Annotated in this window: 23 protein-coding genes; 8 read left to right on the top strand and 15 right to left on the bottom strand. The window is 68.6% G+C overall.

Annotated features, from left to right (window positions below; all coding sequences use genetic code 11):
- Window positions 1-6 precede the first annotated feature (6 nt).
- Window positions 7-624 (bottom strand): TetR/AcrR family transcriptional regulator, encoded by a 618-nt coding sequence (locus OG588_RS15195; protein WP_405947742.1) that lies wholly within the window; start codon window positions 622-624, stop codon window positions 7-9.
- 63 nt (window positions 625-687) lie between these two features.
- Between OG588_RS15195 and OG588_RS15190 the strand changes: the two genes are divergently transcribed.
- Window positions 688-1,836 (top strand): alpha/beta fold hydrolase, encoded by a 1,149-nt coding sequence (locus tag OG588_RS15190; RefSeq protein ID WP_405947741.1) that lies wholly within the window; start codon window positions 688-690, stop codon window positions 1,834-1,836.
- Here OG588_RS15190 and OG588_RS15185 read toward each other — a convergent pair.
- Both OG588_RS15185 and OG588_RS15180 read right to left on the bottom strand, forming a co-directional pair.
- Complete coding sequence (locus tag OG588_RS15185) at window positions 1,833-2,864, bottom strand: catalase (protein WP_405947740.1); 1,032 nt, start codon at window positions 2,862-2,864, stop codon at window positions 1,833-1,835. The two genes, OG588_RS15190 and OG588_RS15185, sit on opposite strands and share 4 nt — an antisense overlap.
- Window positions 2,865-2,871: 7 nt before the next feature.
- A complete protein-coding gene (locus OG588_RS15180) occupies window positions 2,872-3,354 on the bottom strand; it encodes a hypothetical protein (RefSeq protein ID WP_405947739.1) in 483 nt (160 codons plus the stop codon).
- Window positions 3,355-3,407: 53 nt separating this feature from the next.
- Here OG588_RS15180 and OG588_RS15175 point away from each other — a divergent pair, with 53 nt between their 5' ends.
- Window positions 3,408-3,785, top strand: a complete 378-nt coding sequence (locus tag OG588_RS15175) for a MerR family transcriptional regulator (RefSeq protein ID WP_405947738.1) — start codon at window positions 3,408-3,410, stop codon at window positions 3,783-3,785.
- 154 nt (window positions 3,786-3,939) lie between these two features.
- On the opposite strand, the gene OG588_RS15170 is transcribed toward OG588_RS15175, so the two are convergent.
- The gene (locus OG588_RS15170; RefSeq protein WP_366092415.1) at window positions 3,940-4,179 is read right to left on the bottom strand and encodes a DUF397 domain-containing protein; all 240 of its coding nucleotides are present in this window, start codon (window positions 4,177-4,179) and stop codon (window positions 3,940-3,942) included.
- Window positions 4,176-5,000 carry a Scr1 family TA system antitoxin-like transcriptional regulator gene (locus OG588_RS15165; RefSeq protein WP_398846986.1) on the bottom strand — a complete coding sequence of 275 codons (825 nt, stop codon included), beginning with the start codon at window positions 4,998-5,000 and terminating at the stop codon, window positions 4,176-4,178. The genes OG588_RS15170 and OG588_RS15165 overlap by 4 nt, the downstream gene beginning before the upstream one ends.
- 130 nt (window positions 5,001-5,130) lie before the next feature.
- On the opposite strand from OG588_RS15165, the gene OG588_RS15160 reads away from it, so the two are divergent.
- The 4 genes from OG588_RS15160 (at window position 5,131) to OG588_RS15145 (ending at window position 10,065) form a co-directional block, all read left to right on the top strand.
- Window positions 5,131-5,694: an ATP-binding protein gene (locus OG588_RS15160; RefSeq protein WP_405947737.1), complete on the top strand. Its 564-nt coding sequence runs from the start codon at window positions 5,131-5,133 to the stop codon at window positions 5,692-5,694.
- Window positions 5,637-7,019 carry a DUF3500 domain-containing protein gene (locus OG588_RS15155; protein WP_405947736.1) on the top strand — a complete coding sequence of 461 codons (1,383 nt, stop codon included), beginning with the start codon at window positions 5,637-5,639 and terminating at the stop codon, window positions 7,017-7,019. Before OG588_RS15160 ends, OG588_RS15155 begins: the two co-directional genes overlap by 58 nt.
- Before the next feature lie 140 nt (window positions 7,020-7,159).
- Window positions 7,160-8,380, top strand: coding sequence for a 4-hydroxybenzoate 3-monooxygenase (locus tag OG588_RS15150; protein WP_405947735.1), 1,221 nt, complete (start codon window positions 7,160-7,162; stop codon window positions 8,378-8,380).
- Between the two features lie 77 nt (window positions 8,381-8,457).
- Window positions 8,458-10,065: a methyltransferase gene (locus OG588_RS15145; RefSeq protein WP_405947734.1), complete on the top strand. Its 1,608-nt coding sequence runs from the start codon at window positions 8,458-8,460 to the stop codon at window positions 10,063-10,065.
- 19 nt (window positions 10,066-10,084) lie between these two features.
- Here OG588_RS15145 and OG588_RS15140 read toward each other — a convergent pair whose 3' ends face one another.
- The 9 genes from OG588_RS15140 to OG588_RS15100 all read right to left on the bottom strand — a co-directional run bounded on the left by OG588_RS15140 (window position 10,085) and on the right by OG588_RS15100 (window position 21,692).
- Window positions 10,085-10,744, bottom strand: a complete 660-nt coding sequence (locus tag OG588_RS15140; protein WP_405947733.1) for an MSMEG_1061 family FMN-dependent PPOX-type flavoprotein — start codon at window positions 10,742-10,744, stop codon at window positions 10,085-10,087.
- Between the two features lie 126 nt (window positions 10,745-10,870).
- Entirely contained in the window at window positions 10,871-12,610 is a 1,740-nt protein-coding gene (locus tag OG588_RS15135; protein WP_405947732.1) for a pyridoxal phosphate-dependent aminotransferase, read from the bottom strand.
- A gap of 180 nt (window positions 12,611-12,790) precedes the next feature.
- On the bottom strand, window positions 12,791-13,945 hold the full coding sequence (locus OG588_RS15130; protein ID WP_405947731.1) for an aldose epimerase family protein: 1,155 nt from the start codon (window positions 13,943-13,945) through the stop codon (window positions 12,791-12,793).
- A 159-nt stretch (window positions 13,946-14,104) separates the two neighbouring features.
- Window positions 14,105-15,349 (bottom strand): multiple monosaccharide ABC transporter permease, encoded by a 1,245-nt coding sequence (gene mmsB, locus OG588_RS15125; protein WP_405947730.1) that lies wholly within the window; start codon window positions 15,347-15,349, stop codon window positions 14,105-14,107.
- Window positions 15,346-16,896 carry a multiple monosaccharide ABC transporter ATP-binding protein gene (gene mmsA / locus OG588_RS15120; protein WP_405947729.1) on the bottom strand — a complete coding sequence of 517 codons (1,551 nt, stop codon included), beginning with the start codon at window positions 16,894-16,896 and terminating at the stop codon, window positions 15,346-15,348. The genes mmsB and mmsA overlap by 4 nt, the downstream gene beginning before the upstream one ends.
- A 47-nt stretch (window positions 16,897-16,943) precedes the next feature.
- Complete coding sequence (gene chvE, locus OG588_RS15115) at window positions 16,944-18,056, bottom strand: multiple monosaccharide ABC transporter substrate-binding protein (protein ID WP_405947728.1); 1,113 nt, start codon at window positions 18,054-18,056, stop codon at window positions 16,944-16,946.
- Between the two features lie 381 nt (window positions 18,057-18,437).
- Window positions 18,438-19,412, bottom strand: coding sequence for a hypothetical protein (locus OG588_RS15110; protein WP_405947727.1), 975 nt, complete (start codon window positions 19,410-19,412; stop codon window positions 18,438-18,440).
- A gap of 121 nt (window positions 19,413-19,533) precedes the next feature.
- The gene (locus OG588_RS15105; protein WP_019060318.1) at window positions 19,534-20,538 is read right to left on the bottom strand and encodes a zinc-binding dehydrogenase; all 1,005 of its coding nucleotides are present in this window, start codon (window positions 20,536-20,538) and stop codon (window positions 19,534-19,536) included.
- A complete protein-coding gene (locus OG588_RS15100; protein ID WP_398847004.1) occupies window positions 20,535-21,692 on the bottom strand; it encodes a mandelate racemase/muconate lactonizing enzyme family protein in 1,158 nt (385 codons plus the stop codon). Before OG588_RS15100 ends, OG588_RS15105 begins: the two co-directional genes overlap by 4 nt.
- Window positions 21,693-21,947: 255 nt before the next feature.
- Here OG588_RS15100 and OG588_RS15095 point away from each other — a divergent pair, with 255 nt between their 5' ends.
- Complete coding sequence (locus tag OG588_RS15095; protein WP_405947726.1) at window positions 21,948-22,730, top strand: hypothetical protein; 783 nt, start codon at window positions 21,948-21,950, stop codon at window positions 22,728-22,730.
- Window positions 22,731-22,833: 103 nt separating this feature from the next.
- Here OG588_RS15095 and OG588_RS15090 read toward each other — a convergent pair whose 3' ends face one another.
- Window positions 22,834-23,271: a MarR family winged helix-turn-helix transcriptional regulator gene (locus OG588_RS15090; RefSeq protein WP_019060322.1), complete on the bottom strand. Its 438-nt coding sequence runs from the start codon at window positions 23,269-23,271 to the stop codon at window positions 22,834-22,836.
- A 126-nt stretch (window positions 23,272-23,397) separates the two neighbouring features.
- Here OG588_RS15090 and OG588_RS15085 point away from each other — a divergent pair, with 126 nt between their 5' ends.
- Window positions 23,398-24,396, top strand: coding sequence for an NADP-dependent oxidoreductase (locus OG588_RS15085; RefSeq protein ID WP_405947725.1), 999 nt, complete (start codon window positions 23,398-23,400; stop codon window positions 24,394-24,396).
- Window positions 24,397-24,444: the final 48 nt, after the last annotated feature.

Raw genomic sequence — 24,444 nt, 5'->3', positions numbered from 1 at the left:
GCCGCTCTACGTGGTCGGCCGGATGCCCAGCGCCGCCAGGCACAGGGCGATCGCCGCCTCCACGCACTCGGCCGGGGTGCGCCCCGGCGGCGGGTCGAGGATCGCGCCGTGGATCTGGGCCTCGGCCGCCTGGACCAAGAGCAGGGATGTGAGGGTGGGGTCGGGGGCGCCCAAGTCGAGGCGGCGCAGGTGGTGTTCGACCTCGATGGCCATCTCGGTCTGGAGCGCGCGGAGTTGGGTCGCGGCCTCGGCGGGGCGCGGAGCCTGGTCGTAGAGGAGCCGGTGCAAGTGCGGGTCCGTGTCGTGGAGTTGGGCCAGGGTCGAGTAGAGGGTGCGGATGGTCTGTTCGGGTGGGGGTGCGGCCGCGCGCAGGTCCGCCATCGCCGAGGTCATCGCGGCGGCCAGCGCCCGCACATGCCGCTCGCCCAGTGCGTACAGCAGCGCGTCCTTGTTCGGGAAGTACTGGTAGAGCGAGCCGATCGACACCCCGGCCCGGTCCGCGATCTTGTTGGTGGTCGCGCCGGTGTAGCCGAGGGCCTCGAAAAGCTGAGCAGCCGCCTCCAGGATCGCGTCGTACGTCTCCTGGGACCGCTGCTGACGTGGGCGTTTGCGGGGTGTGGACATGAGTCGGATCCGGGGTCCAATGCGAGTTGTCAGAAACTGAGGATTACTCGCATTGTAGAAGGCATGTTCACCTTCCCCGTAGAGCCCGACGACCTTCTGGACGAGCGCACCCCACAGTTCGTGGCGCTCGGGATCCCGCGCCCGGTCGTGGACCGCGCCCGGGCCCGGATCACCGACATGTGGGGTACGGGGGCGGGGAGTTGGGTCCCGGTGTGGGCGGCCGAGGCCGAGCGGGCCCACGCCTCCGGCGACCCGCTGCTCGCCTCCCTGTGCTGGGGCGCGGCCCGTTTCCCGTGCCTGGCGACCGACGACCGGCGAGCCGCGCAGGAACACCAGCTCGCCGCGTACCTCGAAGCGGCGCCCCGCTTCCCCGTCCGTTTCCAGCGCGCGGTACTGAACGTGCCCGAACCCGTCCCCGTGCACTTCTTCCAACGACGGCGACGGCCACGGGGGCGGTCGGCCCGCCCCGGTGTGATCGTGCTCTGCGGCGGCGTCGACACCTGGAAAATGGACCTGCACCGCCTGGCCGTGGCCACCGCCCGCGCCACCGGCTTCCTCGTCGCCGCCGTGGACATGCCCGGCACCGGCGAGTCCACGGTCCCGCTCGCACCCGACGCCGACCGCATCCTCGTCGGCCTCGTCTCCCAGCTCCGGCGCGCCTACGGCCAACCGGTCGGGTTCTACGGCATCAGCTTCGGCGCGCACTGGGCGGCCAAGCTGGCACTCGCCGGCCACGTCGACGCGGCGGTCGACCTCGACGGCCCGACCGGTCTGACCGACGAACCCGTCGATCTGCTCAACCTGCCGTACGGCATGGCCGGGATCGTCGGCAACGCCCTCCACCTCGACGAGCTGCCGGACCAGTCCGTGATCGCCGACCTGCTCGCGAGCTTCTCCTTGCGCGAGCAGGGGCTCCTCGACAAGGCCGGGGCCGAGAGCTCCCCGCTGCTGGTGATCAACGGCGCCGACGATGTCTACGTCCCGCTCGGCGACATCGTAGGACTGGCCGGGCGGCCGGAAACGACGGTGTGGGTGATCAAGGACGCCGGCCACTGCGCCCCCGAGCGGTCGTCCCAGGTCAACTTCGCCCTGTGGGGCTGGCTGGCCGCACGCCTCGCCCCGGGCCACCCGCTGCCGCGCCTGGCCGAGATCGCGGCACGGCAGCCGCTACGGCCGTTCCTCGCAGAGGCCTCCGCGGGGCAGTACGCCTAGGGAGCGAGCCGGCGTTCCGCCGAGACGGAGTACGCGTGGCGGCGGAACGCCAGCATCTTGTCGTCGGACGCTTCCACGCCCGGTGCGAGACGCGTCGGGTCGAACACCTGCTGCTGCCAGTGGTCCTCGCGGGGCGAGCGGGCCGTCACGTGCAGGTGGCCGGCCGGGATCAGCGGGCGCTGCTCCGGCCACGCCTGGGACGGATCGTGGGTCGGGTCGTTCGGCTCGGCGAGCTGGTACACCACGGTGAAGGTGACGGGACCGGTGGTGAGACGGGAGTCGAGGTCGCCGATGAGGAAGTCCGGGGCGAGCGTCTCGGCGGACGCGGGATCGATCTCGACCTCGCCCAGTTGGGGCACGAGACGGTAGCGGAAGGGGCGGCGTACGCCCGACTCGTCGACCAGGACGAAGGCGTGCAGCCCGTCGTAGCGGGTGGTGGCGAAACTGGCGGGTGCCTGTTGCCCGGCGAACGACTTCAACGCGCCCCGGCTTTCCGGGTGTTGGGCGAGAACGGTGGCGAACTTCCCGGCCGCGGCGAGCTTCCCCTTCGCCCGGTCGGCGAACCCGCCCTCCGTGCCCGCCATGCCCAGCGCCTCGACGAGGTCGATGAACCCCTCGGGATTGTGACTGGGGAAGACCCGGAAGTTCGCGGCCACCAGATCCATGACGGCCTTCGCGTCATCGCTACTGCCGTCGCCGTCAAGGAACTTGACCGCCATCCCGCGTACGCCGCGTGCCCGGTCGTCGGCGGCGAAGTTGCCGGAGCCGTTCGAGAACCGGATGACGGCGGCGGACTCGGCGGTGAGACAGGCGGCGGTGGTCCACTCCGCGATCTGCCCGGTGGGCACGAACCGCGCGTCGTACACGGCCCCGCGGGCGTGCAGACGGCGATCGTGCGGACGCGGGTGCGCGGCGGCCTCGATCCGGTCGACGGCCTGGACCGCGGTCATGCCGTCTTCCGTGACAGAGGAGTCAGGGGAGTCAGAGGAGTCAGGGGAGTCAGAGGCGTCCTGCGGTGACTGTGACATGGCGGCATCATCGCACTCGCGGCTCCCGCATTCCCGTTGCGGGGCGCCACCACGGCGCCAGTTGGAGCACACCGAACATCGCCTCCACGACCAGGAACAGCCACAGGAAACGCGGGGCGCCCTGCGCGAGGGCGTAGGCCTGCCAGACGGTGAAGAGAACGCGGGCCACCCCGTCGAGCAGACCGTACAGAGGCAGCGGCCGGACGAGGCGCAGGACGGCCCAGACGACCACCACCGAGCCCATCAGGTTCGCGTACAGGGTCTGTATCGGGTCGAGTTCGGGCAGTACGCCCAGCCCCCAGGCCCGGCCCAGCGCCGACAACGCGTCATGCACCAGCGCGTAGGTCCACGGGGTAGCGAAGCCGGCCGTGACGACGAGGTCGTACCAGGCGCTGGCGCGTACGACACGGAGGTAGGAGGTGGGGCGGGAAGCGCTGCGGGGAGCGGGATGGGAAGCAGGAAGGGAAGCGGGACGGGAATCGGTGGTCATGCCGCTCACGCTAAACAGTGGAGTGCGGTCCAAGGTCAAGTCATCATGTGGGCATGCGTATCGGGGAGTTGGCGGCACGGGTGGGTCTGACCAGGGACGCCCTTCGGTTCTACGAGCAGGTGGGGATCCTCACCAGTGAGCGGCGGGCGAACGGCTATCGGGAGTACCCGCCGGAAGCGGTGCCCTGGCTCGAGTACGTCCGTACGGCGCAGGCCCTCGGATTCTCGCTGGCCGAAATCGCCGACCACGGGGAGGAGTTGAGCGAGGCCCCCGATCAAGCGGAGGCGCTGTCCGCCCTCTTCGCCGACAAGATCCGCGTCATCGACACCCGCATGGCCGAACTGACCGCACTCCGGGCCGAGTTGACCGCCCGCGCAGGGACGGAGTGCCCGCTGCGTAGGGCGCCGGGCTCAGCGCGCCGACGGGTGTGATGCCGTGCGCGCGGTCCACGGTTCCCGGTCCACGCCCTGGCCGTCCAACGTCATCCCCGCGAAGAGACCGGCCAGCCCGGAAAACACGCCCAGCAGCATGCCGGTCCAGTGCGGGACGACACCCAGCAGGAACGGTATGGCGAGGAGGGCGTCCCTATCGCAGAGTGACGATGAACTCGGTCCAGGTGGTGGGGGTGAGGGCGAGTTGAGGGCCCTGGGTGTTTTTGGAGTCGCGGATGTGGATCGTGGAGGGACAGGTGGCCACCTCCACGCAGTCACCGGAACCACTGCTGCTGTAGCTCGACTTGTGCCAGGAGAGAGCGACTTCTACGCAGTCACCGGAACCGCCGCTGCTGTAGCTGCTCTTGAACCAGGCCAGCTCAGTGGTGCTCATAGGTCTCCTCGCATGCGCTGCAACAGGCTCAAGGAGTCTTGGATGGTGAGAGCCTGCGAACGCATTCTGGCATATCGCATCTGGAGCATGCTCACCACTTTTCGATCAGCTACGAGCAGCCCGCTCTCCTGTCCCTCGCAGTAGGCGTACCAACGGTTGTTGGGCTCTTCGAGTAGCTGCATGGGACCGTCCAGCCCGGCATGGCTCTGCCGGACCTGCGGCATGATCTGGACCTCGACGTTCCGCAACGCGGCGATCGCCAGTACGTGGTCGATTAGCCCCCGTGTGACCTCAACTCCGCCTGTGCGGCGCAGGAACAGCCCCTCTTCCAGGATGAAGCTGAACGCCGTGTTCGGTCGGTCCCACAGCAGCCGTTGCCGCTTCTCCCGTTCCACCCACTGCACTTCGATCTGTGAGTCGTTCAACGGCGGCAACTGCCCAGTGAACAGCGTCCGCGCGTACGCCTCGGTCTGCAACAGCCCAGGAATCAACCGGCATTCGTACGTGTACAGCGTGATCGCCGTCTTCTCCTTCAGCGCCCACTGCCGAAACCAAGCCGCCAACCCCGGCCGCCGCTCCAGGTGTTCCGCACCCCGCCGCACCGCCCCGGTGTTCCCCAGCACCGGCTCCGACCGCTCCACGTACAGTGCGTCCGGCATCCGCCTCCCCAACTCCACCGACTCCACGGTGTGTTTGGAGTACCTGATCTTCCGTCCGAACTGTTCCCGGCTCAGCCCCGCATGCTCACGCAGGGCCTGCAACATCGCCCCGAACGTTCGCAGGCTGTCGGACACTTCGGGCTCGCTGCTGCCCTCGGTCATGGTCACCCACCTCCCGCGGACATGGTTACGGAACGTAGCGCGTACTGTCCAGCGGGTGACCCCGTACGCTGCGGCAGCGTACGGGCCCGGAGCCTGGTGAAGTGCCGCCCCCGACCGCCACATTGGGCACATGACTCCCCAACTCCCCGTCACCGTACATACGTTCGTCCAGCGCCTCAGCCCCACCCCTCGAGGTGCCCGCCTGGCCCGTCACCTCGCCCTGCACCAACTTCACGCCTGGGGCATCCCGCACGGCAGCACCGCCTCCGACACCGCCGGCGCGATCGTCGCCGAACTCGCCGCCAACGCCGTCACCCACGGCCGCGTACCCGGGCGGGACTTCGAACTCCGGCTCTCGCTCGTCACGGGGAGTGTCCGCATCGAGGTCACCGACACCCGTACCGGACCGCGTCCGCCCGCACCCGGGGCCGTAGAGCCGCCTGACCTGCTCGACGAGAGCGGGCGCGGGCTCGTGGTCGTCGAGGCGCTCGCGGATCGGTGGGAGGTGGTGGAGCGGGTGCCGCCGCCGGGCAAGACCGTAAGGGTGGAAATCGACCTGCCGAGGTGGTTGACGCTGGTCAGGGGGCTGGACCGGGCTTCAGGTTCGGTTCAGGTTGGTGCGGGAGGTTGGTCCGTATGCATGGACACCGACCCCACACCCCCGAAACCGAGCGCAGCCGTCGCTGGTTCATGAACAAGGCGCTGCTCGCCGGAGGCGTCGCCGCGGTGGCGACCATGACCGGATGCTCCAATGGCTCGTCGGACACGGCGAGTTCGTCCTCGGCCGCACCCTCCGGAGGTGCCCCGAGTGGCATGCCGTCGGGCGGCCCCGGAGCCGGCGGTGGTGGAGGCGGCGGCATGGGCCCCGGGGTCTCCCAGGTCAAGTACGAGGACCTCAAGGGTGTCACCGCCGACGGCAAGGTCGTCGACGACCTGTTCACGATCCACTCGACCGGTGTGTCGACGGACGGCCTGGTCAAGGCGGCGCAGGCGTTCCTGGACGGGCTCTCCGCGAAGGAGCGCAAGTCCTGCACGTTCGACATCGACGCCGACGAGTGGACGGCCTGGAGCAACGTCGACGGCTACGACCGCAAGGGCGTCCGCATGGGCGACCTGACCGACAAGAAGCGCAACCTCGGTTACGCGCTGCTCGGTGTCGCCCTGTCCGCCGACGGTCTCACGCAGACCCGCAACATCATGAAGCTCAACCAGTTCCTCGGCGACTCCAACGGCGGCAATCAGAAGACCCTGACCGAGGGCCACTACTTCTTCACCTTCATGGGCACCCTGTCGACCACGAAGCCGTGGGGCTTCCAGTACGAGGGCCACCACGTCGCCATCAACTACTTCGTGCTCGGTGACCAGGTCGTGATGACACCGACCTTCATGGGGTCCGAGCCGACCACGGCCACGTACAAGGGCGAGAAGATCGCCCTGTTCCGGCCGGAGACCACGGCCGGTCTGGCGATGATCCGTTCCCTCACGAAGGCACAGCTCGCCAAGGCGGTCTCCTCGCAGGGCAACGGCAACGAGGACATGAAGGCCGGCGCCGGCTCGGACAACCTCAAGCTCGCCTACGAGGGCCTGCGCGGTTCCGAACTCACCTCCGTGCAGCGGGAGAAGCTCCTGGACGTGGCCCGCGTGTACATCGGCTACATCAGCGAGGGGCATGCCGAGGTCAAGATGACCGAGGTGGAGAAGCACCTCGACGACACGTACTTCTACTGGATGGGCGAGACCAAGGACACGTCCGCCTTCTACTACCGGATCCACAGCCCGGTCGTGCTGATCGAGTACGACGCCCAGGCCCCGCTCTTCTACCACGAGGCCTCCTCCGCCAGCCCGAGTGCCAGTGCCAGTGCGAGTGCGAGTGCCAACGGCGGCGGCCCTCCCGGCGGCGGTATGGGTATGGGCGGCGGCACGCCGTCCCAGGAGCACATCCACACCATCATCCGCACCCCCAACGGCGGCGACTACGGCGTGGACCTGCTGAAACTGCACCTGGACAACGACCACTGACGACGGTGTCAACGGTCAGTGACATATGCCCAGTTGGCCCCTTGGCTCTTATGGGCTAAGAAGTCCAGCTTCGATTCCTCATCGCCCTGATCTGGCTGATATGAAACCCCTTGGCCGAAAAAGCAAGATCAGGGGTGGATGTGGCGAAACGATTCGACTCCGGGGCGCGGACCGGGGCGCGGACCGGAGTGCGGACCGGGGTGGTGATCGTCGGGGCGGGCCCGGCGGGGCTCGTCCTGGGGAACCTGCTGCTGGACCGCGGCATCGACTGCGTGATCCTGGAGCGGCGCGGACGCGAGGCGGTGGAGGGGCGGGCCAGAGCGGGCTTCCTGGCCGCCCACTCCGTCCGCGTCCTCACCCAACATGGCTTGGCGGAGGGGCTGTTGGCCCGGGGGCACACCCACCGGACCTGCCTCTTCCGCAGCGAGCAGGGTGAATTCACCCTCGACTACGGCGAGTTGGGGCGCGGCGAGGTCCACACGGTCTACCCCCAGCAGGAGTTGGTACGGGACCTGCTCGCCGAGTACCTCCGACGCGGCGGCGAGATCCGCTTCGACACGGAGGTCGAGGAGATCTCCGAGGACGGCCGGGTACGGACGTCCGACGGCACGGACGTCACCGGGCGCTACGTCGCCGGGTGCGACGGACACCGGGGAGTCGCCCGCGCGACCATGACCGCCCACGGGGCGCGTACCGCCCGCTGGGACCACGGCGTGAGCTGGCTCGCGGTCCTCGTCGAGGCCCCGCCGAGCATGGAAGCCGTCGGATACGCCCTGCACGAACGGGGATTCGCCGGTCACATGGCCCGTACGGCGACCGTCACCCGCTACTACCTCCAGTGCCCGCGCGGGACCGATCCCGCCGACTGGAGCGCGGACCGGATCTGGGCCGAACTGGAAACCCGGTTCCGTGTCGACGAGTTCGGCGTGCTCAAGGACGGCCCGGTGCTGGAGAAGGCGGTCGTCGACCTCCGCTCCGACGTCCTGGACACCCCCGGCGACGGACGCCTCTGGCTGGCGGGCGACGCGGCCGGACTCATCAGCCCCTCCGCCGCGAAGGGCGCCAATCTCGCCGTACTCCAGGCCGAACGCCTCGCCCAGGCAATGGTGTTGGCGCTGAAGCACGCCGACGAGAGCGACCTCGCCCGGTACGCCGCCGACTGTCTGCCGCGCGTCTGGCGGGCCCACGAGTTCTCGCACTGGATGAGCGGCCTGCTGCACGGCCCGTCCGCCGAGGACACCGAGAACACCGTGGACGCCCGCGCCCGCTACGGCCGCGCGCTCCAGTACGCCCGCCTCGACAGCCTGCGCACCTCCCGCGCCCACCAGGACTTCTTCGCCGAGAACTACACGGGCATCTGATCCCGCCCCCTCGCTCTCCCGTCCCCCCGCTCTCCTGTCTCCCGTCTCCGTCCCCACGATTCACCGGGAACCCCTTCATGAACCTCCCCGTCGTACAGGCACGCCTCGCCGAAGCCGACGTAGCGCGCATCGAGCGCGCGGCGGCCTACGTCGAGACCCACGACACGGACCAGGTCCTGGCCGAACTCCTCCCGGCCCTCACGTCGGCCGAACGGGCGGACGTCTCCCGCCACTTGGTCTTCGACCACACCGCCGTCCTCGTCTTCCCCGACTCCCTCGACGGCCTCCGCGAGGAACTCGGCCGCCTCGGCCTCGAACCGGGCCCGGTGACCCCCAGCGTGGTCGTCCGCGACCGCCTCACCCGCCGCTACGGCCCGGCACTCGCCGGCATCCCGGTGGGCATCGTGCACGTGGCGGTCGGGGGACGCAGCGTGGAGATCTTCGCGCTCCCCGTGTCCCCCGACTCCGCGCTGGAGGCCGTGGCGGCGGACGAACGCGAGGCGGAACACGAGTCGCACCACGCCTTCGCGGTCACGGCCCCCGGCCCGGTGGTCCCCGCGGGTCTACGGCTCCTCCTCCAGGAGCGGGGCGGCGCGGTGCCCGATGGCGGCGGCTACAACGGCCACGAGAACGTCACCGTCCTCTACCACCGCACCACCACCCACCGCCGCTTCGAACTCCGCCTCCCCGGCCGCCACGACCCGCTGCCCGACCCGACGACCGCGCTCCTCACCGTCATGACCGGAGCCTGGGCCACCCAAGCGGTCGCCACGATGGCCGAGTTGAACATCGCGGACCACCTGGCGGACCACCCCGGCATGTCGGCGGAGCGGCTGGCAACCCTCACCTCGACGCACCCGGACGCGCTACGCCGCCTGCTCCGCTACCTCACCTCACTGGGACTGCTCACCTCCGCCGACGGCACCTACCACCTCACCGCCACCGGCCAACCCCTGCGCACGGGCACGGAGTTCTCCCTCCACCCGCTCGCACAGCTCTACGGCGGCCCGTTCTACGACTCCTTCGCGGGCCTGACCCACTCCGTACGCACCGGCCAGGAGGCCTTCGCCCACCGCCACGGCCAGCACCACTTCCCCTATTTCGCCCAACACCCGGAACTGGGAAGCCTGTTCCACCGTGCGATGGCGGCGAGCGCGGAGATGTTCACCCCCGTACCGACACTGATCGACTTCTCGGCCGTACGCGAGGTGGTGGACGTCGGTGGCGGGAACGGCGCGCTGCTCGGGCACGTACTACGGGCCCACCCGCACCTGGACGGCGTGCTCTTCGACCGCCCGGACGCCCTGGAGGCGGCCCGCACCCAGCTCACCGAGCGCTGCGCCTTCGTCGCCGGCGACTTCACGAGGTCCGTACCGGAGGGCGGCGACGTCTACCTCCTGTCCCGGGTCCTGCACGACTGGGACGACGAACGCTGCCTCACCATCCTCGGCAGGTGCGCGGAGGCGATGCGCCCGGGTGCCCAACTCCTGGTGGTGGAACGCTTGTTGCCCACCCCGACGGCGGTGGCATGGGACGTCCACATGCTGTGCAACGTGGGCGGCCGGGAACGGGACGAGGCCCACTACACCCGCATGCTGGCGGAGGCGGGCTTCGAGGTGCGGGGGTGTCACGACCTGCCGCTGGGGGCGTCACTGATCGACGCGGTGCGGGCGACTCCCTCCTAGCTCCAGTAGCTCCGGCCCGTCACTCGTACCGGTACTTCAGCGAGTCCGCCTCCGTCTGCTGGATGTCGGCGATCGTCAGTTCCGGCATGCGCAGTTGGGCCAGCGTCACCTCGGCGGAGGCCGGCTGGGCGTCCGCCGGGAGCCACTGGTCCGGCTTCCAGGCCCCGCTGCGCAGCAGGGACTTGGGGCAGTGCGGGTAGACCTCCTCGATCCCCACCACCAGCGCGCTGGCCGGCGGCTTGCCCACGGCGGTCAGCTGCGACAACAGCTCCGGCCGGGTGGAGACACAGGCCCGGCCGTTCACCCGGAGCGTCGTGGTGCGCCCCGGGATCACGAACAGCAACCCGGCCCGTCCGGTCGCGAGGACGTTCTGCAGCGTGTCCAGCCGCTTGTTCCCGGTCGCGTCCGGAATCGCCACGGTCCGCGCGTCCAACACAGCGACAAACCCGGCGGGCCCACCACGCGGCGACACATCGCAGTTGCCCTCACCATCCACACTGGCGACAAAAACCAACGAGGAACACCCGATCAACGCCCGCGTCTGCACGGTGAGTTCGGTCATCTGCTTCCGCAGAGCGGTGGCATTGGGCAGAGCGTAGACCCGCCGCAACTCGTCCTGATCACACAGGGCATCAACACGAAGCGAGTCAAAGGCAGTACCGGTGAGAGAAGGCGTCATACCGCGACCCTAATCAACACCTCAAGGGTCAACGCCCTGTTTTTAGGGGCGCGGGGCTCTGTCGATTTGCGGCTCCGCCGCGTGGGCGCGACCAGCCCCCACGCACCCGCACCCGGCAACGACCCCTCAGCCCGCCTGCCCCATCCCCGCAGCATTGGGCCAACTCTGCGCATTGGGCCACCCAGTAGCAGGCGCCGGCGCAAGATTCTGCATCCCGTTAGGACTCGTAGCCCCCCGAACCTGTGCAGCCGTAAGCCCATTACGCGCAGGCACACCAGTCGGCGTAGGCCCCTGCGGCATAGGCGGCGCCGCCGGAGCCGGCGCGGGCACCCCGTAAGGCTGCTGAGGCATCTGCTGGGGCGCCTGCATGGGCATCCCCATCCCATTGGACTGGTCCGCCATCGCAGCCATCGGCATCTGCTGAACCTGCGCCGCGGCAACCATCGGCTGCATCTGCGGTTGAGGCTGCTGCGGTTGGGGCTGAGGCTGAGGCTGTTGGGGCATCTGCATCGGCGCCTGCATGGGCACCGGCTGAGGCTGCATAGGCATCTGAGCCGCCGCGGGCACCGGCACCGGCATCTGCATAGGCGCCTGCATCGGCATACCGACCCCCGACGTACCCGTGGCGAGAGCCTGCGCGGCGAGGTTCTGCATCCCCGCCCCGTTCGTCGCCCCGACCAGACGGTCCACGGCCGCCGTACCCGAGCTGTAGTTGGTCCCTGTACCCAGCTCGGGTACGGCAGCTCCCCTCCTGGTCCCGTAGAGCACCTGTTCCATGCCGGACACCAGGCGACGCACGTCCGTCTGGGGGCGCACCACGAGCCGCAGGAAGCGGCTGGACGAACCGATCTTGTTGCCGCACTCGCGGACCAGGATGCGGTGCTCGGTCAGCATCCGGTCCCGCACCACCGTGCCTTCGGCGCCGACGGGGAGGCGTACGAAGAGGAAGTTGCCCTGCGACGGATAGACCGTCAGACCGGGCAGCGCGGAGAGATGGCTCGCCATGTCGAGCCGGTCGCGGCGCACCTGCTGGAGGCTCTGCGCGTACTCCGCGCCGTGCTCCTTGAGGATGAACACCACATGCTCGGCAAAGGCGTTGAGGTTCCACTTGGGGAGCATGGAGCGTATGCGGCCCGCGAGAGCCGGGTTGGCGACGAGGTAGCCGAACCGTATGCCGTGCAGACCGAAGTTCTTGCCGAGGCTGCGCAGCACGACGACGTTGGGGCGGAGCATCGCCTCTTGTACGACGCTGGGTTCGACCTCCGCGTCGGCGAACTCCAGGAACGACTCGTCGATGATGATGAGATCCAGGTCGGCCATCGCGTCCATGAACTGGACGAGCGCCTGCTTGTGCAGATAGCCGCCGTCGGGGTTGTTCGGGTTGCAGATGACCGCGACCTTGGTGTTGCGCTTGCGGATGAACTCGGCGTACTGCGTGAGGTCCAGGGCGAAACCGCTGGACTCCTGGAGCGGGAACATGTCGACCCGCTTGCCGGTCTCCATGGGCTGGTCGGTCCAGCGGCCGAAGGTGGGGACGGGGATGGCGAGTGACTCGCGCACCATCAAGTGGTCGATCCAGGTGATCAGTTCGGTCGAACCGTTGCCCATCGCCACGCAGCTCGGCGGGAGTTGGAGCAGGTTGCACAGCTCGGCCGTGATGGTGTCGGCGCTGCTCGGGTAGTACGTGATGATCTCGCGCAACCGGGCCGCCATGTCGTCGAACATGGCGGGGGTGGGGAAGTACGGGTTGCACGGGATACAGAAGTCCACGGGGCCGGTGCCGTCGCTCTCACGCGCCAGCGCTGCCATCGACGGGCTGTGCGCCGCCGTACTGCGGAACAGCGAGGTGACGTTGGAGTCGGCCAATGGAACCTCCGTATGAAGGCGGGCCCGGCGGGGACGACCGGGCCCGTCGTCTTGGGTGGCCCGCGCGGGGGAGCACGGGCCACCCATGGATACGGATACGCGAGTGGCGCTGTTCAACGGATGTGAAAATGGTGTGTGTTCGGGAACCCCGGTTCCGAACTACGCGTCGGTTGTGCCTCTTCAGTTGCCGAACGTGTGGATCGTCGACGTCTTGTACGTCTGACCGGGCCGCAGCACCGTCGACGGGAAGTTCGCGTGGTTCGGCGAGTCCGGGAAGTGCTGGGTCTCCAGGCAGAGCGCGTCGCCCTGGCGGTAGGTGTGGCCGCCGGTACCCGTGAGCGTGCCGTCGAGGAAGTTGCCGGTGTAGAACTGCAGCCCCGGCTGGTCGGTGGCGATCTTCAGGGTGCGGCCGGAGTGCGGGTCGTGCAGGGTCGCGGCGTGCTCGGGCTTCGCGGTGATGCCCTTGTCGAGGGCCCAGTTGTGGTCGTAGCCCTTGGCCTGCACCTGCTGGACGTGGCCGGCCCGGATGTCGCGGCCGATCGGCTTGGTCTTGCGGAAGTCGAAGGGGGTGGCGGAGACCTTGGCCAGTTCGCCCGTGGGGATCAGCCCCGAGTCGGTCGGCGTGTAGCGGGCGGCGGGGATCGTGAGCTGGTGGTTCTCGATCGTGCCGCTGCCCTCGCCGGCGAGGTTCCAGTAGACGTGGCTGGTCAGGTTGACGACCGTGGCCTTGTCGGTGGTGGCCTCGTAGTCGATGCGCCAGTCGCCGTGCTTGTTGAGCGTGTACGTCACCTTCACCTTGAGGGTGCCCGGGTAGCCCATCTCGCCGTCGACGCTGGTGTAGTAGAGGTGCAGGCCGACGTCGGAGCCGGAGGTGAAGCCCTCCACGTCCCAGATGTGCTTGTCGAAGCCCTGGGTGCCGCCGTGCAGGCTGTTGACCCCGTCGTTGACAGAGACCTGGTAGCTCTTGCCGTCCAGGGCGAACTGGCCCTTGGCGATGCGGTTGCCGTAGCGGCCGATCAGCGCGCCGAAGTACGGGGTCTTCGCCACGTAGTCGGCGATGTTGTCGAAGCCCAGCGAGACGTTGGCGTACTTGCCGTGCCGGTCCGGGAGTTCCAGGGACTGGACGACTCCGCCCCACGACAGCACCTTGAGCCGGGTGCCGCCGTTCTCCAGCGACCAGCGGTAGACCTTGCTGCCGTCGGCGAGGGTGCCGAAGAGTTCCTTCACGGGCTTTCTGCCTCCCGAGGCTGCCTGCGCCGTACCTGTGCCGAGTGTGCTCGCGGCGATACCGGCTGCCGCGGCACCTGCAATGACCGTGCGTCTGTTCAGTTCCATGTAGCGGCTCTCCCATGTGAGTTGGAGGGGCCCCGCTGGGCCCGCGCCCCAAAGGGGCGCGGGGCTGTATCGAAATGCGGCTACCGCCGCGTGTGCGCGACCAGCCACGTACGGCGCGCAGTTTTCGTACGGCCTTCCCAGCGGAGCGTCGCGCTGAAGTTACGAACCGGACTTGCGTTTGTTCCACACGTCGAAGCCGACCGCGGCCAGCAGGGCGAGGCCCTTGATGACCTTCTGCCAGTCGGTGCCGACGCTGAGGAGGTTCATGCCGTTGTTCAGCACGCCGAGGACCAGACCGCCGATGATGGCGCCGAAGACGGTGCCGACACCGCCGCTCATGGACGCGCCACCGATGAACGAGGAGGCGATGGCCTCCAGTTCGTAGCCGTCGCCGGCCTTCGGCGAGGCCGCGTTGAGGCGGGCGGTGATCACCAGACCCGCCAGGGCCGCGAGCACGCCCATGTTCAGGAACACCTGGAAGGTGACGCGCTTGTCCTTGACGCCGGACAGCTTCGCGGCCGGCAGATTGCCGCCGATCGCGTAGATGTGGCGGCCGAAGACGGAGTTGCGCATCACATAGCCGTAACCGGCCACCAGGACGGCGAGGACGATCAGGATGATCGGCGCCCCGTTGTAGCTGGCGAGCAGCATGGTGAGCCAGAGGATCGCGGCGACGATGACGACGAGCTTGAGGAGGAACAGCTTCGTCGGCGCCACGTCGAGCGAGAACTCCTGCTGCCGGCGCCGGTCGCGGAACTCCTGCCACACCACCACGGCGATCATCGCCAGGCCCAACAGCAGGGTGATGTTGTGGTAGTTGGTGTTCGGGCCGACCGCGGGCAGGAAGCCGTTGCCGAACTTCTGCAGACCATTGGGGAAGGGGCCCAGCGTCTGGCCCTGGAGGAGGATCTCCGTGAGGCCGCGGAAGAGCAGCATTCCGGCGAGCGTGACGATGAACGACGGTATGCCCGCGTAGGCGATCAACAACCCCTGTACCGAGCCCGCCACCGCGCCCATCAGCAGGCACAGCACCAACGCGATGGGCCACGACACCTGGTGATTGACCATCAGGACGGCCGCGAAGGCGCCCACGAACGCGGTGAGCGAACCGACCGACAGGTCGATGTGCCCGGCGATGATGACCAGCATCATGCCGATGGCGAGGATCAGGATGTAGCTGTTCTGCAGCACCAGGTTGGAGACGTTGCGCGGCAGCAGCAGGTCCCCGCCGGTCCAGACCGCGAAGAGGATCACGATCAGACCGAGGGCGATCAGCATGCCGTACTGGCGCATGTTGCGCCGCAGGCCGTCCAGCACCAGCCACAACAGGCCGCCGCCCGCGGCCGATCCGCTCTTGCCCGGTGGCGCGGGGGCCGGGCTCTTGGCGGTCACGTCCGTGCTCATCGCGTTACCTCTTTGTCCTTCGTCATCTGGCGCATCAGCACTTCCTGCGTGGCCTCGGCCCGGGGCACCTCACCGGTCAGCCGGCCCGCCGCCATCGTGTAGATGCGGTCGCACATGCCGAGCAGCTCCGGCAGTTCGGAGGAGATGAAGACCACCGCCTTGCCCTCGGCGGCGAGTTGGTCGATGACCGTGTAGATCTCGTACTTGGCGCCCACGTCGATGCCTCGGGTGGGCTCGTCCAGGATCAGCACCTCGGGACCCGCGAAGATCCACTTGCTGAGGACGACCTTCTGCTGGTTGCCGCCGGACAGCTTGCCCACCGGCTCGAAGACGGTCGGTGCCTTGATGTTCATGGACTTGCGGAACCGCTCGGCGACCTGCCGTTCCTCGTGCTCGTCGACGACTCCGCGCTGGGAGACCTTGTTCAGGGCGGCCAGCGAGATGTTCCGGTTGATCGTGTCGATGAGATTGAGGCCGTAGTGCTTGCGGTCCTCGGTGACATAGGCGATGCCGTGCTTCACCGCCTCCGCGACCGACTTCGTACGGATCTCCTGCCCGTCCTTGAGGACCGTGCCGGCTGCGTAACGGCCGTAGGAACGGCCGAAGACGCTCATCGCGAGTTCGGTGCGGCCGGCGCCCATGAGTCCGGCGATGCCGACGATCTCGCCTCTGCGCACATTTATTGACACATCGTCAACTACCTTGCGCTGCTGGTCGATCGGGTGGAACACGGTCCAGCCGCGGATTTCCAGCGCGGGTGCCGCCTCGGGCTCGCCCGCGTGCGGGGTGCGCTCGGGGAAGCGGTGGTCGAGGTCGCGGCCGACCATGCCGGAGATGATCCGCTCCTCGGTCGTCTCCGGCGCCTTCACGTCGAGCGTCTCGATGGAGCGGCCGTCGCGCAGGATCGTCACCGAGTCGGCGACCCTGCGGATCTCGTTCAGCTTGTGCGAGATGATGATGCAGGTGATGCCCTGGGTCTTCAACTCCAGGATGAGATCGAGGAGTTTGCCGCTGTCCTCGTCGTTCAGGGCCGCCGTCGGCTCATCCAGGATGAGCAGCTTCACCTTCTTCGACAGCGCCTTCGCGATCTCCACCAACTGCTGCTTGCCCACGCCGATGTCGGCGACGCGGGTCTCCGGGTGGTCGCTCAGGCCCACCCGGCGCAGCAGTTCGGTGCCGTGCCGCAGGGTCTCGTTCCAGTTGATGAGCCCGCGCGTGGCGTGCTCGTTGCCGAGGAAGATGTTCTCCGCGATGGAGAGGAACGGCACCAGCGCCAGCTCCTGGTGGATGATGACGATGCCGCGGTGCTCGCTCGCCCGGATGTCGCGGAAGTGGCACTCCTCTCCCTCGAAGAGGATGTCGCCTTGGTAACTGCCGTGCGGATGAACGCCGGAGAGCACTTTCATCAGGGTGGACTTCCCGGCGCCGTTCTCACCGCAGATGGCGTGGACCTCGCCCTGACGGACCGTCAAGGTGACGTCCGACAGCGCTTTGACACCGGGAAAGGTCTTGACGATCGAGCGCATTTCCAGGACGGGTCCCGCCATGGTCGTGCCTACCAATCAAGTGTGGGGTCGGGTAACTGGACGCGGGCTTACTTGAGTTGAGCGTCCGTGTAGTACCCGCCCTTGACCAGCACGTCCTCGTAGTTCGTCTTGTCGACGCTCACCGGCTGGAGCAGGTAGGCGGGGACGACCTTGGTGCCGTTGTCGTAGGTCTTGGTGTCGTTGGTCTGCGGCGTCTTCTTGTTGAGCACGTCGTCGATCATGGTGTCCGCGACCTTGGCGAGCTCACGGGTGTCCTTGTAGACGGTCTGCGTCTGCTCACCGGCGATGATCGACTTCACCGAGGCCAGCTCGGCGTCCTGGCCGGTGATGACCGGCAGCGGCTTGCTGGCGGTGCCGTAGCTGTCCGACTTCAGCGCGGACAGGATGCCGATGGAGATGCCGTCGTAGGGCGAGAGCACCGCGTCGACCCGGCCGCTCTTGTAGGAACCGGTGAGGATGTCCTCCATGCGGTTCTGCGCCTTGGTGCCGTCCCAGCGCAGGGTGGTGACCTTGTTCAGCGCGGTCTGCCCGGACTTGACGACCAGGATCTTCTTGTCGATGTACGGCTGGAGCACGCTCATCGCGCCGTTGAAGAAGTACTTGGTGTTGTTGTCGTCGTTCGAGCCGGCGAACAGCTCGATGTTGAACGGGCCCTTCTTGCCCTGGTCCAGACCGAGTTTCTGGATGATGTAGTTGCCCTGGAGGACACCGACCTTCGTGTTGTCGAAGGACGCGTAGTAGTCGACGTTCTTGGTGCCGAGGATCAGGCGGTCGTAGGCGATGACCGGGATCTTCGCGTCCGCGGCTTCCTGGAGCACGTTGTTCAGGGACTTGTTGTCGATCGCCGCGATGATCAGGCCCTTGACGCCCTGGGTGATCATGTTCTCGATCTGCGAGACCTGGGTGTCCGGGTCGTCCTCGCCGTAGACCAGCTTGGTCTTGTAGCCCTTGGTCTTGAGGTCGCTGACCATGTTGTTGCCGTCGGAGATCCAGCGCGCGGAGGACTTCGTCGGCATCGCGATGCCGATCGTGCCGCCCTTGGCGGTGGTCTCCTTCTCCTTGCTGCCGCCCGAACCGCTCTGTCCGCACGCGGACAGGCTCAGCGCGAGGGTGGCGGCGCCGGCTATGAGGGGGAGGGCGCGACTTCTACGGATGCGCATGTGAACTGGCCTCATTCTTCTCGTCGTTGAGAGGTGCAGCGGGCGTGGGGGGTGGTTCAGGGTGCGGATTGGTGGTGCGGGTGCGGGGTGGTGCCGGTTGTGTTGTGTGGTGCGGGCCCGGTGGGGGCTGGTCGCGCAGTTCCTCGCGCCCCTTCTGAAGCGGGCCTGTGCTGAAGAGGTGCGGGTGGTGCGGGTTGAGTTGTGTGGTGCGGCCCGGTGGGGGCTGGTCGCGCCCCGCGGCGGAGCCGCAATTCGATACAGCCTCGCGCCCCTACGAAACGCACCCCCCGGTTTCCAGGTGCACCTCGCAAACCCAGGCCCGCCATCAAGGGGCGCGGGGAACTGCGCGACCAGCCCCCACCGGGCCGCAGCCCCCGTTGATCAGTCAGTGGCACTCTCTGCGGGGAAACGGTTGAGAGTCCCCGGCAACCTCGTACCAAGGGCCGCCATGTCACCGTCCGCGCCGTGCCTCGCCAGCAGGTCCAGGGCCAGCCGACCCCGCCGGACCCGCTCCCGCGCCGTGTCCAGGGTGACGTCCCGCAGGTGGGTGCCCCACGGGTAGATACCGGGGGCCTTGGAGAGGCCGAACTTCAGGTACAGCGGAGCGCCGCGGCGGATCAGCTCCGCGACCTCGTACATCCGGATGTAGCCACCGAGGTCGTCGGGCGCCTCGATGTACATGTCCATCGGAGCCGCCGACACCCGCCGGATCTCCGTCAAGTGATCCAGCGTCAGATCGCTCGGCACGTTCAGCGAGTCCGCGCCGAGCTTCTCGTACACCGCGTACGCCGCCGGGTTGACCGGACCGATCAGCGCCGACACCTTCAGCGTCGTGTCGGCCGGAATGATCCCGGCCACCCGCGCCCGGTGCAAGGTCCACAGCACACCCTCGTCGGCGACGAGCAGGCACTTGACGCCCAACTCCGTTGCCCGCACGGCGTCTTCGATGCACCCGGCGACCGCGTCATGACCCCGGGCACGCAGCCCACCACCGCGCGAGTCGGAGCGCACCGACCCGCCGATGTCCCACGTCCCGCGCGGACCGGTGAACAGGCACAGCTCGATGTCGCGTTCGGCCGTGGCCTCGACCATCTCGGTGATCTCGGCGTCGGTCAGCATCCAGACACCGCTGCCCTGGCTGATCCGGTGGATCGGCACGTCGAGGCGCGAGGACTCCTTGAGGATGACCGCCAGCGCCTCGGGCCCCTCGCAAGAGGGGATCTCGGTGCGCCAGCGACCGCCGTCCGGGAAGGTGTGGGTGGAGGCGTCGGCGGGGTCGAGGGCGGGCGCGCCCAGGCCGAGCGCGGAGAGCGCCTGCTCCCCGGGCCTGCGGGCTGCCGTGGCGGTGTCGGTCACTTGCTGTCCTTCGCGTTCGGTATTTCGGACGAGGTTCGCGGCTCGGGGTAGAAAAAGACTCTGGTGGTACGCCGGCACGGGGTGGTCAGGTCACCCCGTGCCGGCGTACGGCTGGGGTTTCCTACGGCCGCAGCAGCACCTTGCCGACCTTGGGATCGCCGGAGCCCACCAGCTCGATGGCCTGCGGGAACTCGGCGAGCGGCAGCTCATGGGTGACCAGGGGAAGCGGATCGAGCAAGCCCGCCCCGAACACCCGCACCGTGTGCGCCCAGGCGTCCGGCGGTGCCCCGAAGACGGTGTGCACCTCCAGCTGCCGTACGACGAGATCGGTGGGGTCCAGGCCCTCGGCGCCCGGCGCCGGGATGCCCGTGAGGACGAGGCGGCCACCGCGCCGGAGCAGCGAGGCGGCCGTACGGGCTGCGTCCGCGGAGCCGGCGGTCTCGATCACCACGTCGAAGTCGTCCGGGAGGGGTTCGTGCTTGGTACGGAAGTCCGTGGCGCCGAACTGCTCCGACAGGGCCGCCCGGTCCGGGCGCGAACCCACCACGAGCAACTCGGCCGGTGAGCCCGCCTTCAGGAACTGCACCGCGAACATCCCGAGCGTGCCGGTACCGACCACCGCGACCCGCTCACCCGGCCGGGCGTTCGCCTTCAGCGCCGCCGCCGCGATACAGGCCGCCGGCTCAAGCAGCGCCGCCGCCGTCAAGTCGGCCTCGTCCGGGAGGACATGGAGGAGCCGGGCGGGGAGCGTGAGGGTGGTGGCCATCGCCCCGGGCTGGGTGAAGCCGGTCTCCTCGTAGCCCGCCGTGCACAACGTCGTCTCGCCCGCGTGACAGCGGTCGCAGACCTGGCAGTTGCGGAAACCCTCGCCAACGACCTTGCGGCCGACCAGCGTCGACGGCACCCCGGCGCCGACCGCGTCCACCGTGCCGGACCACTCATGGCCCGGGGTGAGGGGGTAACGGACGTAGCCCTCGGGCCTGTTGCCCTGGTACACCTCGCGGTCGCTGCCGCAGATGCCGACCGCGTGGACGCGTACCAGCGCCTCGCCCGCGTCCGGCTGCCGCGGCTCGTGCGCGGCCAGCCGGTGCTCACCCGGTGCCGCGATGACGACCGCCGTGCTCACTTCGCGCCCTTCGGCTTGCGCTGCTCCCAGCCGTCCGCCCAGAGGTCGAACCGGGCCTGCTGCTGCGGGAATTCGGCCGCCGCGTCGGTGTCCAGCTCGACGCCGAGACCGGGCGCGTCGGAGAGGTGGAAGTAGCCGTCGATGACCTCGGGCGCACCCTTGACGACCTTCTTGATCTCCGCGTCGGCGAAGTCGTTGAAGTGCTCCAGGATCTTGAAGTTCGGGGAGGAGAAGCCGACTTGGAGCGAAGCGGCGGTCAGCACCGGTCCGCCGACGTTGTGCGGGGCGACGAGGACGTAGTGCGCCTCGGCTGTCGCGGCGAGCTTGCGCGTCTCCCAAATGCCGCCGATGTGACCGACGTCGGGCTGGATGATGTCGACGGCCTGGCTCTCGAACAGCTCGCGGAACTCGATCCGGTCGTGGATGCGCTCACCCGTCGCGATCGGGATGTCCACCTTCGCGGCGACCTTCTCCAGCGCCTTCAGGTTCTCCGGCGGAACAGGCTCCTCCAGCCACGCGGGCTTGAACTGCGCGAGTTCGTTCGCCAGCCGTACCGCGGTCGACGGCGAGAACCGGCCGTGCATCTCCAGCATCAGCTCGGCGTCCGGACCGATCGCGTCCCGCACGGCCTCGATGAGGGAGACCGCGTACAGGGTCTGCGCGTGGTCGAGTTCGAAGTGCCCGGTGCCGAAGGGGTCGATCTTCAGCGCCTTGTACCCGCGCTCCATGACCCCCTGGGCGGCCTTGTGATAGGCCTCCGGGGTCCGCTCGGTGGTGTACCAGCCGTTGGCGTACGCCTTCACCTTGTCGGTGACCTTGCCGCCGAGCAGCTGCCACACCGGCACGCCGAGGGCCTTGCCCTTGATGTCCCAGCAGGCCATCTCGATCACGGCGATGCCGGACATGACGATTTCACCCGCGCGCCCGTAGTCGCCGTACTTCATCCGGCGTACGAGGTCTTCCACGGCGAACGGGTCGGAGCCGAGAATGTGGTTTGCCTCGGCCTCGCGCAGGTAACCGATCAGCGCGTCGGTGTGGCCCAGCATCCGGGTCTCGCCGACGCCGGTGACGCCCTCGTCGGTGTGCACTTGGACGTACGTCAGATTGCGCCATGGCGTCCCGACCACGTGCGTACTGATTCCCGTGATGCGCACGGCAGATGCCCCCTGTGCTCTTCAGTGCTGTTCGAAATTTCGGCTCACGTTCGAAATGCTGGGCAGACAGTAAGGACGCCGGGGCGGGGGTGTCAATGGGTCGAACATGTAACGGTTTCGGCAAGAGGCGCGATCGGCGTACCGCTCGGCGGCGTCGGTTCGTGTCGATTCTTGTCGTTTGCCGCCGCGTCCCTACACAACTTTCACAGGCGCGACTATGAACGTTACCTGTGAGGAACTTAGTCTTCCCGCGTCATGGACTACTGCCACCCCTGCGGCCGGCACCTGAACGGCGCCCTCGCGTGCCCGGGGTGCGGCGCATCAGCCGAAGCGCCGGCCGAATCAACTCAGGCCCACACGCGTGCGGTTGAAGCGCGCCCGCAGGCGGACGCACCTGATGCCGGGCACGACGAAGACGCCGAGAACAGCGAGCCCCGGGGGCGTGCCGCGCGGCGCAAGAGCCGTGGGCGCGGGCGGGTCGGCAGTCACAGCGGCGGCGGTGACTTCGATGATGACGGCGACGACGCCATCGAGGGCGCGGGAGCCGGTACGGCGGGCGGAAGTCGTCGCGATCGCAAGGCCGCGGCCCACCGTCGGCGTCGGCGCCGGGTGCTTCTCATAACGGCCGGTTTCCTACTGGCGGCGGGCGGCCTGAGCCTGGCAGAGCTGGGCACCGACGCGCCGTTCTCCAGCCAGAGGTCCGCGGCGCCGGGTGCGTCGGCGGAGGGCGGGGCGGATGCGGAGGCCAGTCAGACCGCGGAGCCCCTGGACGTCACCAAGACCGTCGGAACCAGCGCGGGTACGGGGTCCCCGGACGCGTCGGCATCCCCGTCCGCGTCACCGTCGAAGTCCGCGAAGGGAACGAAGGACCCCGAGGAGTCGCAGACCCCGACGACGGGCGGCGGCACCACGTCCCCCGCGTCGACGTCCTCGACGGACCCGGCGACCACCCCGTCCTCGGACCCGTCGTCCTCCGACCCGAGCCCGACACCGTCGCCCTCGGAGACCTGCAAGCAGATCCTGTGGTGGTGTTCCTAGGGTCCGAGTGGTGCTGCGTTCCTAGGGTCTGAGTGGCGCTGCCGAGCCGCTCGGCTCGGACGCCCGTGGGTGGCTCGGCTCGGACGCCTGTGAGCCGTCCGGCTCAGACTTCCAGCATCCGCCGCAGCAACCCGCGCAATGCCAGCCGCTCCTCGTCCGACAGTCCGGCCAGCGGCTCGCGGGCGAAACGCAGCGACTCCCGCAGGCTACGGGCCACCCGGCGCCCCTCCTCCGTGGCCGCCGCGAGCTTCACGCGTCGGTCGGCGGGGTCGGGGCGGCGCTCCACCAGGCCGCGGGTCTCCAGCCGGTCCACGATCCCCGTGACGTTCGACGGCTCGCACTTCAGCTTCAGCGCCAGCTTGCGCATCGGCAGCGGCTCCAGGGACAGCAGGCTGAGCAGCCTGGCCTGCGCGCCGGTCAGCCGGTGGTCGCCGGCCGCCTCCTCGTAGTCCGCGTAGAACCGCGCCACGACATCGCCGATCAGCTCGACGACCTCCACGGTCACGGGGTCGGAGCGACGCGTCTTTTCGGGTGTGGCCATGGACTCAGAGTACCCCGTTACTTGACATCATGAAATATTCAGGAGCATGGTTGTTTCAGGTACTGAAGTATTTGGCAGTGTGCGAACCACCCCGCACGGCCCCCTGCACTACGAAAGGCGCTTGTGATGATCAACCGCGAATGGCACCTGCTCAGCCGCCCGGTCGGCTGGCCGAAGCCCGAGGACTTCGCCCTGGTGGAGACCGAGACCCGGGCCCCGGCCGAGGGCCAGGTGCTGGTGCGGAACAAGTACCTGTCGGTCGACCCGTACATGCGCGGCCGGATGAGCGCCGCCAAGTCGTACACGGCCCCCTTCGAGCTCGGCAAGGTCATGCAGGGCGGCGCGGTCGGCGAGATCGTCGAGTCGAACGCCGAGGGCTTCGCGCCCGGCGACCACGTGCTGCACTTCGGCGGCTGGCGCGAGTACGCGACCATCGACGCCAAGGGCGCCGTCAAGGTCGACCCCGACCTCGCCCCGCTCTCCACCTACCTCGGCGTCCTCGGCATGACCGGCCTCACCGCCTACGCCGGTCTGCTGCGCACCGCCTCCTTCAAGGAGGGCGACTCGGTCTTCGTCTCCGGCGCCGCGGGTGCCGTGGGCAGCCAGGTCGGCCAGATCGCCAAGCTCAAGGGCGCCTCCCGCGTCATCGGCTCCGCCGGCTCCGACGAGAAGGTCAAGCTCCTCGTCGAGGAGTACGGCTTCGACGCGGCCTTCAACTACAAGAACGGCCCGGTCGGCAAGCAGCTCCGCGAGGCCGCCCCGGACGGCGTCGACGTCTACTTCGACAACGTCGGCGGCGACCACCTGGAAGCGGCGATCGGCTCCCTGAACGAGCGTGGCCGCATCGCGATCTGCGGCATGATCTCGGTCTACAACAACACCGAGCCCACCCCCGGCCCGAAGAACCTCGGCCGCCTCATCCAGACCCGCGGCCGCATCGAGGGCTTCCTCGTCGGCGACCACTACGACCTCCAGCCGCAGTTCGTCCAGGAGGTCGGCGCGTGGGTCGCGTCCGGCGAGCTGAAGTACCGCGAGACGGTCGTCGAGGGCATCGAGAACAACCTGGAGGCGTTCCTCGGCCAGCTGCGGGGCGAGAACACCGGCAAGATGATCGTCAAGCTCTGACGCAAGACGCTTCTACGACGAGGCCGCACCCCTGGACGTGGGGTGCGG

It is taken from the genome of Streptomyces prunicolor (assembly GCF_045162825.1).
GTDB classification, from domain to species: Bacteria; Actinomycetota; Actinomycetes; order Streptomycetales; family Streptomycetaceae; genus Streptomyces; species Streptomyces prunicolor.
The sequence above is the reverse complement of the archived record's forward strand: the minus strand, read 5'-3'. Positions and strand labels throughout refer to the sequence as shown.